Here is a 12,518-nt window from a genome sequence, read left to right as displayed (position 1 = left end):
TCTCTCCTCCTGGGAGAGGGATCGGGGGCAAGGGATCCAAATCCAAAACCTCAATGGAGAGTAGGGAACTCGAATCCCTGACCTCTGCGGTGCGATCGCAGCGCTCTACCAACTGAGCTAACTCCCCGTAGCTTTACCAGAATAACCCGAATCCGCAGCCAAGATCTCCCCCGCCTGCAACTCCAGCTTGGGAAAGACCTTTGAGGATACCGGATCGGATCCCTTCAGCTCCAGCACATCGTACCAGCCTTCGTGGAGCAGCAGCAGGCTCACCTTCTCCTCCAAGGGATCCACAACCCAATACTCGCCGATCCCCAAAACGCAATACTCTGCTTGCTTGGCCCGGTAGTCTGCTGCCCGGCTCGACTCACTCACCACCTCCACCACCAGCAGCAGCGGCGGCTCCTCTAGGCGGATCAACGCCTCCCGGGATCCCATCTCCTGCCACTGCTCCAGAGGCAGCACCACCCCATCGGGAATCCGCACCGAATCCCACCGATTGCCCCGTGGCGACTGGATCCCTGGGCTCCCCTGTATCGCTGTCCAGGGCAACTGCTGCCGTGCAATCTCTGCCTCGAAAACTCGGCTGAGAAAGTTTTGAATCTGCACATGCCGTCCGGTTGGAAGAGCCATGGGCACCAACTCCCCTGCCACCAGCTCATAGCGGGTATCACTGCCATCCGAATAAGCAAGGTATTCCGCCAAACTCAGGCGAGCTCTTGATGGTGCAGAAACGGATCCCATTGCCAAAGCCATAAACCGTCTCGGCCAAAAGTCTCTTTGCTGCCATACTAGCCTTGTCATCTCGCACAACCCCTCTCTTCCTCTGGGAGCAGGGCTGTGAGCGCTCGGTCTGTTGGCAGTCAACGCCGTTCCAAAAAATCGCGGCGCAGATCCCGAATCTCCTGCCGCATCTCCCTCATCTCTTCCGCCATCTGGTCGGTGCGCCGTTCCAGTGCTTCTGTGCGCCGTTCCACAGCTTCCGTGCGCCGTTCAATAGCCCGGGTGCGCTCATCAAACCGATCCATTGACTCGCGAAAAAACTGGGCCAGCATCGCCTGCCCTTCCCGCAGCTCTTGAATCAAAACCTGCTGGTTTTGTTGGACAAGACGCAGCTCCTGCTGGGCAGCTTGCAACTCTTGGATGGCGCGAATCAGCCACTGCTCTTGCTCAGGGGTCATGGTCGGCGAGGGTTACAGAAGAATAAAAAAATCCTATCACCCTGCATTTCTCCCTGGGAAAGGGGCTGTGAGCGCTTGGGCCAGGGTTGGATGGAAGCTAACGCCGTTCCAGAAAATCGCGGCGCAGATCCCGAATCTCTTGCCGGATCTCCCTCATCTCTTCCGCCATCTGGTCGGTGCGCCGTTCCAGTGCTTCTGTGCGCCGTTCCACAGCTTCCGTGCGCCGTTCAATAGCCCGGGTGCGCTCATCAAACCGATCCATTGACTCGCGAAAAAACTGGGCCAGCATCGCCTGCCCTTCCCGCAGCTCTTGAATCAAAACCTGCTGGTTTTGTTGGACAAGGCGCAGCTCCTGCTGAGCGGCCTGCAATTCTCTTTGGGAGGCTTGCAATTCTCTCTGGGAGGCTTGCAATTCTCTCTGGGAGGCTTGTAGCTCCTGGATGGCTTGAATCAGCCACTGCTCTTGCTCAGGGGTCATGGTTGCTGAAGCACTACAGAATAAGGAAATCCTACCACTGCCAATTCTCCTCTCCCTCTGGGTGAGGGCCTCAGCAGCGCGGAGCGCTCGAACACCCCCTTGGGCCACCCAAAACAAAAACCCCTCTCTCTTTGGAAGAGGGGCTGGGGTTGAGGACGGAAATTCAAGCTCGATCAGTAAAGGGCTTCTTCTTGGTGGGTGATGATGGTGCAGTCGGAAGTAGGGTAAGCCACACAGGTCAGCACATAGCCCTGCTCGATCTGATCATCATCCAGGAAGGACTGATCGCTTTGATCCACCGTGCCGCTCACCAGCTTGCCGGCACAGGTCGAACAGGCACCGGCGCGGCAGGAATAGGGCAGCTCGATCCCTTGCTCTTCCGCCACGTCCAAAATGTATTCGTCATCCGGCACATCGATGGTGACGTTTAAGCCTTGCTCCTCGTTGATCAGAGTGACCTTGTAGGTAGCCATCCTGGGTGTGTCTCCAGAAAAAACATCCACTCCTCATCCTGCCACCCTTCTGCCCCGGATCAAGCATCCTTTTGTGAGGAAATAGGCAAATCTTCCGGTTTTTTCCAGGTGGATCCGCAAAAGCCATGCCGGGCAAGGATTCTGACTGCTCTTCCGGTGGCTCCACCTGCTTTGCTCCCAGAAGCCGCCACCCGACTCCTTCCCGGGACCCTGCCCGGTGTCTGTGACCCACGTCACCTTTGATCTTGTCCAGAAAAAATCGGCAGTACTTGCCAAAGCGGGCTAATGGGCTTGTATGATAAGCAGAGTAAACAGACGAGCCGCTTATCCAAGCGCGTGTGCGTCTTCCCTCGATTGGCTCTTTCCTACGGCCTGGCTTGCCCTGGGCGAGTTGATCGGGTAAGTTAAGGGAAGTGTTCAGCCGAACCCTACTTTTTTGGTTAAGAGGAGAACAATGAACGGAACAATGCACAAGTGGCTCCTGAAGTCACTCGGGTCTCTGTCTCTGGCTTCCACAGTGGTGCTGCTACCTTTGTTGCTCACCGGCTGCGGTGAAAGCAGCACCAGCACCGTCACACCCGTACCGCCGCCGCCCCCACCACCCCCACCGGCTCCCCCGACTCCGCCGCCACCACCTCCCACTCCGACTCCTACACCCCCGGTGGGACGGGTTATCGCCATTAGCCCGGCGGATGGCGCCACTAACGTTTCTATCACCACCAGAATTGTTATTAGCTTCAGCGAGCCGGTGCGCCAGGCTCCCTTCGCTCAGGCCTTGAGCATCACCTCGGTGGCGCCGCAAGAGGGAGTTGTGCCGACTTACAAATTGGAATTCAATGCCGACCGCACTCAGGTCACCATCATCTTCGACACGCCGCTCACCAACGATGCCGTGTACCGGGTTGTCATCTCGCGGGCGGTGCCGGACTTGTTTGCTTCCGGGCGCAGTCTGCCGGAAGACTTTGTGGCCACCTTCACCACCGGTTTTGTGGCAGCTTCGGAGGATCCCATCAGCCTGCTGCCCACTCAACTGGCCGCCATCACGCGAAATGGACAGATTTTCTCCAACCCAGTTGTTATTCCGGTAGGTTATGGCATTCGCCGCGCTAACGCAGCCGAGAACATCCCAGTGGGGGATTACACTGACTATCGGGCGGTGCTGTCCTTCGAGATTCCGGCCAGCATTCCGGGCAATGCGGTGGTGCAGGCAGCCCAGTTGACGCTGGTGCAGTTGCCCTCCAATGACTCGGCCACCATTCCTGATTTTGACGACCGGGGGCTGGGCTTCTTCTTCCTGGATCCGACACCGCACAACCTGCCGTCCAACAACGTGGTGTTCCAGGAAGTGACCTTGGGTGCGCCCAACAACGTGGTGTCCACCGACTTCTTTGCGCCGGCTTCCAGCCCCACCTTTGTTGCCCTGAGCATCAACGGCAACGTGCTGGGCAACGATGTATCGGCTGGGCCGCGTACAGCAGATGTGCGGCCTGGGGTGCAGCGGGCGGTGTCAGGCTCCCGCTTCTACCAGGTGCGGCTGCAGTGTGCCAAGGAGGTGTGGAACAACCAGGCTGCTCCGGACTTTGTTTCGGTGCTGGCCACAGCGAGCGCAAGCGTCGGTGTGGATGTTTTCACCGCGGCAATTGGTGCTCTTGGGTCGTTCATTCTGGCAGGAACGCTTCAAGTCCCGGCTGATGCTGCGGCGGCTGCCGCTGACACAACTGCGCAAGTTAACGCTGCTGACCTGGCCATTGCAGATCTTATAGTTTCCGGAGCCACCACGCAAGTTGTGTTTGGCCCATTTAGTACAACGGTAAGCGTTTCCAACGCTCTGCCGAGTGGGGGCACTGTTTCTGAAATTGTTACTCTTACTTTTGGCTCCTTCACCCAGAGCACTCAGCTTCCGTCCGCTCCAGTAATTCTAGACATTGATGCCGGTTTCTTCTCAAATATTGCCGCTGGTACGTTTTCAGTAACCAAGCCTGCTGGCGTTGCTTTGGATGCAGGTGAAACCTTTACCGTTTCCTTCGGTCCTCGGTTCGCTCCACCTGGCTTTGGGGTGCTGGTGGACGTAGAGGCAGCTGCGCTGGTGACGGCTTCGGTTTCGTTCAACGTGGCCAGCTCTGTCAAATATGAAGTGAGCCAGGGGGCTACGGGCACCTGCCGCGCCGAGTTCGACCGGGAGCCGGCCACGGGTACGGGTCCTGGCCCTATCACCACCGCTCGCGGGCCGCGGCTGGACATCACCTTCACCATCCCGCGGTAGTCCATACACTCTATCTGGCTTTAGGGCTGGGTCTGTTGACTTTTAGGCGGCAGACGTTCAGATGGAAAAGGTGGGTGGGTCTTAAGTGCCTACCCACTTTTCTAGGCTGTTAAGCCTACCAAAGGCAGGTGAAGCACTATTCGTTTGATAGAATTGTCTAAGTTGAGACTCAGGGATATGGGAACCGAAATTCAAAAGCTCCTTAAGCAAGCATTTGGCCATCATCAGTCGGGCGAGTGGGATCAGGCCGAGGAATGCTACCTAGAAATCTTAAAGCTAGAACCCAACCATCTTGATGCTACTCAGTATTTGGGTATACTGGCCTACCAACAACAACAGTATGTCAAATCTGTAGAATACTTAGAACGGTGTATAGGTCTTGGTCAAAGGTCGGCATCGTTGTATGTCAACTTAGGTGCAGTCTACGAGAAGCTAGATCAGCTAGAAAAGGCCCTAGAATGCTACCGACAAGCTACCCAAATAGATCCAGAAAGTCTCAACGCAAACTTTAACTTAGGTCTGGCTCTAATTCAACTCGAGCAGTGGGAAGAAGCCCAGAAAGCCTTTCTAAAAGTTTTAGAGTTGAACCCTCAAGAGTATGAGGCAGCTTATTTTCTTGGGCAAGTCTTGCTGAAGTTAGGTCAGGTCAATAGTGCCATCAGCATCCTAAAAAAAGCAGTAAAGGACAAGCCGGATTACGTTGAGGCTCATCTTCAGTTGATTGATGCCCTCTCTTTAGCTGGAAACAAAGAAGAGGCAATTCAACACGCGAGACAAGCAGAACTGCAATTTCCGGCTAGTGCTGATTTACAGCTTAAGCTAGGTTTATTGCTGGCAGAGTCGATGCAGTATGAAGATGCGATTGTTGCCCTAGAGAAAGCCTTGATGATCAAGTCTTCTGCTGTTATTCATCTAAATCTTGGGAAAATCTATGGCGAAATTGGTCAAGAAGATAAGGAAATAGCGCACTACAAAAAAGCTATAGCAATCAATCCAACCTATGCGAAAGCCTACAATAACTTGGGGGCGGCACTAAGCCGAAAGATACGACACCAAACTGCAACAGAGATAGCTGCACAGGAACTAAGCTTGGGAGGTAAAAAAGATCTTGAAAGTCAATGCCAAATTATTCAAGCTGCAAGAGACTGCTTTCAGATTGCTATTTCTCTAGATTCGGAATACGCTGAAGCTCATCACAACCTAGGTATTCTCTACAGGGCAGAAAAGCGGCTAGATCTAGCCAGATATCATATATGCCTTGCTGTTGAGATCAACCCAGAAGAATCAGATTACTGGCACAGCTTAGGATGCTGCTACTTAGACTTGGCCATAGCCGACAAGGCAGTTAGATGTTTTGAGCGAGCGATCGGCTTAGATCCAACATCTGCTCGAGCATATAACAACTTGGGTCTTGCTCATCGACTACTGCAAAATAGAGAGGAAGCAGAGTTCGCTTTTCACAGAGCTGCAGAGCTTTCGCCGGACTTTGCAGAAGCCTATTGCAATATCGGAGTCAGACTCTTCGAGCAGAAAAAGTACGATGATGCTCTGGAGCACTTCCAGGAAGCGATAAGACTTAAGCCTGAGCTAGCCGATGCCTATTTTTACAAGGGCTTAACCCTTAGCAAGCAATCCCGGACTCAAGACGCGATAGATAGTTATTTGCTAGCTATCGAGAGGAAGCCAAACTTTGCTGCTGCATATCAGAGTTTGGGTGGTGCTTATCTAGAGCAATGCAGACTGGACGAAGCTCTAGAGAACTACAGGAAGGCCCTGGAAGTTGCTCCCGGCTTCGCAGCTGCAATGTCGTGTATCCTAATGGTTTCACATTATTCTGAGAAGTTTGACCCTGTGGAAACATTTATAGAGCATCAAAAGTGGGGTATTTCCTACCAAAGCCAGTATCAAAGCCACTGGAGACCTTATGCAAACTCGCGAACTACCCAGCGTCCCCTCAAGATTGGCTATCTATCGGGTGATTTTCGATTGCACTCGGTACATTTTTTCATGAGCTCAATCTACGATTGCCACAACCAGGAAAAATTCCAAATCTACTGCTACTCAAATGTTGATCAACCTGACACAGTAACTGAGCAGCTCTCCAAATGGTCAACGGGATGGCGAGATATTCACAAGCTAAGTGACGAGAAAGCTGCAAAGTTAATCAGAGAAGATCAGATTGATATTCTAGTGGATCTAAGTGGCCATACCGGCGGCACAAGAGTACACTTAATGGCTTTGCGTCCGGCCCCTGTACAAGTTACGTACCTTGGCTACCCCGACACCACAGGTATGACCGTCGTGGACTACAGGATAACAGATAGTTTTGCCGATCCTTATGATGTAACCGATAGTCTGCACACAGAGAAATTGATAAGGATGCCTCATAGCTTTCTTTGTTACAAGCCCTCTCGTGAGGCACCAGAGATTGTGGATCCTCCTGTGGTTAGAAACGGCTTTATCACGTTTGGATGCTGCAACAACCCTTCCAAGATCACTCCCAGAGTCATTAAGTTATGGGCAGATGTATTGAAGGCAGTGCCCCATTCAGTTCTGCGCCTGAAAAATCAGCGATATAGAGATGAAAGCACCCGTAAACTCTTTTTGGAAAGAATTGGAAGACACGGCATTCCAGAGGAGAGAGTCAAGCTGGAATATGATAGACAGGGCTTTGCCGAGCATTACGCAGCCTATGGAGAAGTGGATATTGCTCTGGATCCCTTCCCTTACAACGGAACAACGACAACCTGCGAAACATTATGGATGGGAGTTCCGGTAATCACTCTGGAAGGTCTAGCACATGTTTCCAGAGTTGGAGTATCTATCTTGAGAACAGTGGACTTGCCGGAATTAATCGCACAGACGGAGCAAGACTACATTCGCATTGCCTCAAGGCTGTCTGAAGACATAGATCTTTTGGTCTGGATAAGGAGAACCATGCGGGAGCGACTCTCGCAATCACCACTTCTTAACGGCAAAACTTTTACAGCTTTCTTAGAGAAGGCTTACATCCTAATGTGGGAACAGTATTGCCAAGATAGAAAAGCTAGAATTAGGTTTACAGACTTGCCGTTCAAGTTTCGCAAGCACCCAAACTTAGCTCAACTCAGAAAGTAAGTTAGCTAGTAGGAGCAGACGACGAGAATGCTTAATCTACACATCGGTGGTAAAGAACCACATCCTGACTGGAAAATACTTAATATTTCGCCCTCTCCTGAGGTTGACTATGTTGCAAACGCAATAGATCTCAGTATGTTTGAGAACGAGAGCGTAGATCAAATATATGCCTCTCATGTTCTTGAGCATCTTAGTTGTCAAGAAGCAGGTGTGGCCTTAACAGAGTGGTATCGAGTCCTCAAGAAAGGAGGAAAGTTATTTGTTTCTGTACCTAATCTAAAGACGCTGTCCAAGCTTATACTAAGAGATGATCTCTTGTACGACGAATTGATACGTGTTATTAGCATGATTTACGGCGGTCAAATTGACCAGTATGACTTCCATAAATACGGCTATACCATTGAAAACCTGACTCACCTGCTTAAGACCGTTGGTTTTGACTTTATCATTCAAGTAGACCAATTTGGCATGTTTAGAGATGCAAGCACAATTGTCTACTGCAACGAACTTATCAGCCTAAATGTAATTGCCCACAAAGAGTGAGGGGAACCATGTCTGAGCTGTCCATAGCCTCTGTTTTGGGAACCTCAATGCCTCGGATTAAAGTAATTGCCGTAGGGGCAGCTGATGTTGGAGCTCCTGAGATATATGCCGAAATCATTCGGAAGGACTATGGAGAGTTAATTGGATTCGAGCCTGATCCTGAGGCTTACAACCGCTTAATTGAGAGAATTCGACAAGGTGATGGCAGTTCTAACGTCTTATACCTTCCTATGGCGGTTGGCGATGGTTCTGAATCTAACCTTTACCTGACCAACAGCGGAATGACATCCTCTCTGTTTAGACCCAATTATCATCTGTTGGAAAAGTTTCACGATCTGGCTGAGCTTTACCAAGTTGTCTCAGAGAAGAAAGTAAAGACTGTTCGATTGGATGATTTGGAAGAAGTCTCAGACGCTGACTGGCTTGTTATGGATACTCAAGGCAGTGAGCTAAATATTATTCGCGGAGCTAGACGTCTCCTAGAGGAGAGCATTGTAGTAGTTCAAACTGAGGTTCTATTTATCCCTCACTACATCGGCCAGCCGTTGTTCTCTGATATAGATATCGCTCTGAGAGAATGCGGCTTTCTAATTCATAGCTTAACCGGGATTTCCTGTCCACTTATGAAGTCATTTCCGAAGAGCCTTACGTCTTTGCGCACTCAGGCATCTTGGACAGACTTTATTTATGCAAAAGACTTTATGCGATTGGGAGAGCTGACATCAAGAAAGCGGCTAGCGCTTGCCACGATCCTCCATGAGGTCTATCGTTCTTATGACTTATGCTCTCACGTTCTCAGAACTCATGATGAGATAGAAGGTACTTCATTTTACGACATCTACATTTCAAAGCTCTAGGATCTTAGACTTCTTGCCTTTGATTTGAGGAAAGACCACATTCGCTTAGCGGCCTGTTCCCAGGTCATGCTTTTCGTATAATCTAATCCTCGTGAGAGTATGGTATTTCTATACCTTGTATCTCTTAGCTGATCAATAGTCTGCGATATGACATGCGGCTGCATGGATATCTCAATCCAAGGGTCAGTTTCTGTAGGCTGCCTTAATTGATGATCTTCAGATTCTCTCAAGATAATGACCGGGCAACCGCATCTCATTGCCTCGAAAGTGTAATTGCCCATTCCAAGTTCAGGTTCAATCTCAAACAATCCAACAGCTCCTGTGTAAAGCAGTGGTAAATCATCAGAACAAAGCCTAAGGTTATGGATTCGAGATCGAATTGGCTTGGATAAATCCATAACAGATTCTAGTGGCACATCAACTTTACTTCCATCAACTGATAGGTAAACAAGCTCAGGGACTTGTCCAGATACTAATTCGCTTACACTATCCAAGAGAGCAAATAGAGCTATCTTTCTTCGTTCCCCCGTTCCCGCTCTAAAAATGATATAGGGACGAGTTAGGTCTTTTTCTTCCCGAAACTTTCTTACCTTTAGAGGGGGCGATGGCATCAAGTCACTGTGCAGACCTGGGTAGATAACCTCAATATCTTCACTAGAAATACCTGGATATTTCCTCATTAAATCTGATGACACCCACTTGGAAGGACATATAAATGCCGATGCAGCCAAAATGGTATTATGTTTCTCCTGTGCTGCTAAGCTTGGTAAGAACTCTTGGACTTCGTCCATACTATAAACCATAGCTACGCTTGAGGTTTTGAGGGGATACGTATACAAAGTTGAGATAAAAATGGATGCATTGACTTGATCACAGGCACTTTGCAGACCTATATGATCAGACTCAGCATTCTCATAGCTGTAATCAGGGATTAGGGCTACAACAGTGTCGCCTGGAAAACCTATACGTTGGCTTTCTCTCACTAAGACTATAAAGTCTCGAGTATATCCAAGCCTTACCCACTCACCTATGACGTTGCACCAGAAACTTGTAATAGAGGGTGGAGTCTCTAAATTAGGCTGTAGGGCAACACCATCAACAACGATCATTGCTTTTCCTCAACCAGATCCCAAAGTAAAGAAGACAGGCTTGGATCAAAGTAAAGAAGACAGGCTTGGATCAAGCTCTTTGGAGGGGAATGAGCCTTCTTCTAAGATACCCTCTCTCTTAAGGTTCACGTAGCGAGCTTCCGGCACCGCCACTAAGTTTACAGTCGAGAGGTTGCGAGCTTGTTTGCGAGCCATTGATAACTCATTCAAAGCGGGGTTATATGCAAAGAAAGTATATCCTAGCTCTGATAAGTAAGAAGAAACTTCTCGTGATGCAGATCCTAAATCACCTTTTGCCTCTACTTGAATGATGGGGCTACAACTCTTTATGAGTTCTCGGCCACCTCGTATAACGTCAAAGGAGTCGGTAAAAACATCCACCTTGATCATATCAACTGAGGGGCATTCCAGAGAGCGCCACCATTCGTCTAGTGTAACTTTTTGAACGGTTTTTACAGGATGAGTTATTCCAACTAGACTTTTTACTACTCGATTACACGCGCTATCATCACTTTCTAGGAAGTATGCCTTTCCTGACTCACTATCCAGCGCACAAGGGATTACTGTAACTTGTGGTAGCTGATTCATGTTTGCATTGTGTTTCAGTATTTCCACACAAGCCTGAGTCGGCTCAAATGCAACTACCTTTCCTTCAGAACCTACTGCCTGAGCCGCAACAAGAGTGTATGAACCTACGTTTGCCCCCACATCTATAAATGTCATTCCCGGTTTTAGGTAAGACTTGACAAAGTCAATCTCCGCCTCAAACCATCTTCCTTGGGCCAAATGACAATGGGTAACGACCGAATCCAGACTGCCTTCCAGACTCATGATGTGGTTTTCATATGGCACATCAATAACTTCTATTGAGTTCTTTTGACTTGATAGCTTTGGATTATCCGTTTTTCTTCGAAAGAAACTCACAGATACTTGAAAGCAAGCCTCAGTCCACTTTCTAATGGCTTTTGTGGTTGCTTGGGCTTGATTTTGCCTCAGGTAATGTATACCTTCGACCTGCAAACTTCTGGATAATCCAAGACCTACGACTGCTTGGGCTTGTAAATCCTTTGGGTAAATGGCTGCGGCAATGCGCCAGAAGGGCATCGCCTGAGGTTGGTAGTATAATGCTATCCTTTCAGCTATCCAACGAGCTAGGTAGTACAGGTACTGATCTACAGACGGAAGAGCCAGACCAAAATCGTCTTCTAGCTGAAAGTAGGGAGAATCTATCCGCCATGCTAGTTCGTAACCTTCTGTGTTGGGAGGGGGAATATCTCTCCACTTCTCTGGGTCTAGCTCTAGCTGGTTCAGAAGCTTTACTGCTTCTTCCATAACAGTGAAAGAGACCCCTAGAACCCAAAGCGAATGGAGTCTATTTAATAAGCAAGGCAGATGATTTGGTTCAACGTCAGCGCCTTGGTTCCAGTAGTAAAGCGCTACTGACCAAGCATTTCTTCTTTCCTTGGACGTGGGAGCTGTCGCCGCTATGCGAATTTGATTAATCCCAAGGGTGTTCCAGGTTGAGCCTGTTTCGAAAGATGTAGCTACCATTCTCTACACCTAGATTTAACTCAGAGTCTGGACAGGATTAGACCACCTAAAATAGGTACCGGTAAGAGCTCTTGACTTCGCCATCTAATCACCTTAATCATTGCTGAGCAGGCTCAAATTTTTCTTGATCCAAAACCTATGTCTGGGGAAATCTTCATTACATAAGAACTGTGCCGGAACTATTCCGAATGAGTATCATCTTTGAACATATAAACTCACCACTCTCACCAACATGAGGGAACCGCAGCCACAGTCTTTCCGAGGACCACTAAATGCTATCATAGTTTTCATCCTGTAGGATCCCGTTAGAGAGTCAGCTTGGGTAAGTCTAGGTTAAGTATTGTGTAGGAAGCACTGCGCAAAGTTGGAGGCTCCCTTGTCTGCCCGTTGTCTGTGGAGTTGTCTGGCCAGGTTTTGGCAGGTTGGGTATCTCTTCAGCCGCATCTCAGAGCTCAAGCTGTATAATTCGCCTTTGCCTTCTCAGCTAGAAATCGCAGGAGCCCCGCACTGTACCCGTAGGGTCAGTGCCGGGAGGAATGCGAGGTTACAATAGAACCATGACCCAAGTCCTGACCGTCTCCTGCAAGCTCAAGGTAGCCCAGTCGCAAGCCGCCAAATTGGACGCGACGATGGATGTCTTTGTGCAGGCATTGAACTGGGTCAACCAGAACACGCCGGAGAAGATCGTCAACGCGGTCAAGCTGCAATCCCTTTGCTACTACGAGATTCGAGCCCGGTTTGGCTTGTCCAGTAACTTGGCTCAACAGGTGTGCAGACGGGTAGCGGGTTCCCGCAAAGTGGCTAAGCAGAAAAAGCGTCCCGTCAAGGAGTTTAAGAGCGGCTTTGTTACCTACGACGCTCGCATCTTTTCGTTCCGTCAAAAAGACTGGACGGTGTCGCTGACCACGGTGGAAGGGAGAGAACGCTTTGAACTGGCCATTGGCAA

10 protein-coding genes, 1 tRNA gene and 1 pseudogene are annotated in these 12,518 nt (G+C 49.6%); 5 read left to right on the top strand and 7 right to left on the bottom strand.

Translation table 11 applies throughout. From position 1 onward, the window contains the following. Positions 1 to 54 precede the first annotated feature (54 nt). From NW842_RS07000 to NW842_RS06980, 5 genes are all read right to left on the bottom strand, one after another. Positions 55 to 127 (bottom strand) — tRNA-Ala (locus NW842_RS07000). Continuing rightward, positions 118 to 804 carry a Uma2 family endonuclease gene (locus tag NW842_RS06995; protein ID WP_414417745.1) on the bottom strand — a complete coding sequence of 229 codons (687 nt, stop codon included), beginning with the start codon at positions 802 to 804 and terminating at the stop codon, positions 118 to 120. The genes NW842_RS07000 and NW842_RS06995 overlap by 10 nt, the downstream gene beginning before the upstream one ends. Before the next feature lie 59 nt (positions 805 to 863). Beyond that, on the bottom strand, positions 864 to 1,181 hold the full coding sequence (locus NW842_RS06990; RefSeq protein ID WP_414417744.1) for a hypothetical protein: 318 nt from the start codon (positions 1,179 to 1,181) through the stop codon (positions 864 to 866). Between the two features lie 97 nt (positions 1,182 to 1,278). After that, positions 1,279 to 1,659 (bottom strand): hypothetical protein, encoded by a 381-nt coding sequence (locus tag NW842_RS06985; RefSeq protein WP_414357119.1) that lies wholly within the window; start codon positions 1,657 to 1,659, stop codon positions 1,279 to 1,281. A 173-nt stretch (positions 1,660 to 1,832) separates the two neighbouring features. Next, positions 1,833 to 2,132 carry a ferredoxin gene (locus tag NW842_RS06980; RefSeq protein WP_011433206.1) on the bottom strand — a complete coding sequence of 100 codons (300 nt, stop codon included), beginning with the start codon at positions 2,130 to 2,132 and terminating at the stop codon, positions 1,833 to 1,835. Between the two features lie 454 nt (positions 2,133 to 2,586). On the opposite strand from NW842_RS06980, the gene NW842_RS06975 reads away from it, so the two are divergent. From NW842_RS06975 to NW842_RS06960, 4 genes are all read left to right on the top strand, one after another. Then, positions 2,587 to 4,395: an Ig-like domain-containing protein gene (locus NW842_RS06975; RefSeq protein WP_414417743.1), complete on the top strand. Its 1,809-nt coding sequence runs from the start codon at positions 2,587 to 2,589 to the stop codon at positions 4,393 to 4,395. 177 nt (positions 4,396 to 4,572) lie between these two features. Next, the gene (locus NW842_RS06970) at positions 4,573 to 7,512 is read left to right on the top strand and encodes a tetratricopeptide repeat protein (protein ID WP_414417742.1); all 2,940 of its coding nucleotides are present in this window, start codon (positions 4,573 to 4,575) and stop codon (positions 7,510 to 7,512) included. Positions 7,513 to 7,539: 27 nt separating this feature from the next. Further along, positions 7,540 to 8,055 (top strand): class I SAM-dependent methyltransferase, encoded by a 516-nt coding sequence (locus NW842_RS06965; RefSeq protein WP_414417741.1) that lies wholly within the window; start codon positions 7,540 to 7,542, stop codon positions 8,053 to 8,055. An 8-nt stretch (positions 8,056 to 8,063) separates the two neighbouring features. Further along, on the top strand, positions 8,064 to 8,912 hold the full coding sequence (locus NW842_RS06960) for an FkbM family methyltransferase (RefSeq protein WP_414417740.1): 849 nt from the start codon (positions 8,064 to 8,066) through the stop codon (positions 8,910 to 8,912). Here NW842_RS06960 and NW842_RS06955 read toward each other — a convergent pair. Together NW842_RS06955 and NW842_RS06950 are read right to left on the bottom strand one after the other, a co-directional pair. After that, positions 8,909 to 10,021, bottom strand: coding sequence for a hypothetical protein (locus NW842_RS06955; protein ID WP_414417739.1), 1,113 nt, complete (start codon positions 10,019 to 10,021; stop codon positions 8,909 to 8,911). The two genes, NW842_RS06960 and NW842_RS06955, sit on opposite strands and share 4 nt — an antisense overlap. 45 nt (positions 10,022 to 10,066) lie before the next feature. Continuing rightward, the gene (locus NW842_RS06950; protein ID WP_414417738.1) at positions 10,067 to 11,572 is read right to left on the bottom strand and encodes an FkbM family methyltransferase; all 1,506 of its coding nucleotides are present in this window, start codon (positions 11,570 to 11,572) and stop codon (positions 10,067 to 10,069) included. Positions 11,573 to 12,129: 557 nt separating this feature from the next. On the opposite strand from NW842_RS06950, the pseudogene NW842_RS06945 reads away from it, so the two are divergent. Next, positions 12,130 to 12,518, top strand: a pseudogene (locus NW842_RS06945) (RNA-guided endonuclease TnpB family protein); the annotation flags it as partial.

This window comes from Synechococcus sp. R55.4 (assembly GCF_047461935.1).
In the GTDB taxonomy this organism is placed as follows: Bacteria; Cyanobacteriota; Cyanobacteriia; order Thermostichales; family Thermostichaceae; genus Thermostichus.
Note: the sequence above shows the minus strand (reverse complement) of the source record. Positions and strands in the feature narration are given on the sequence as shown.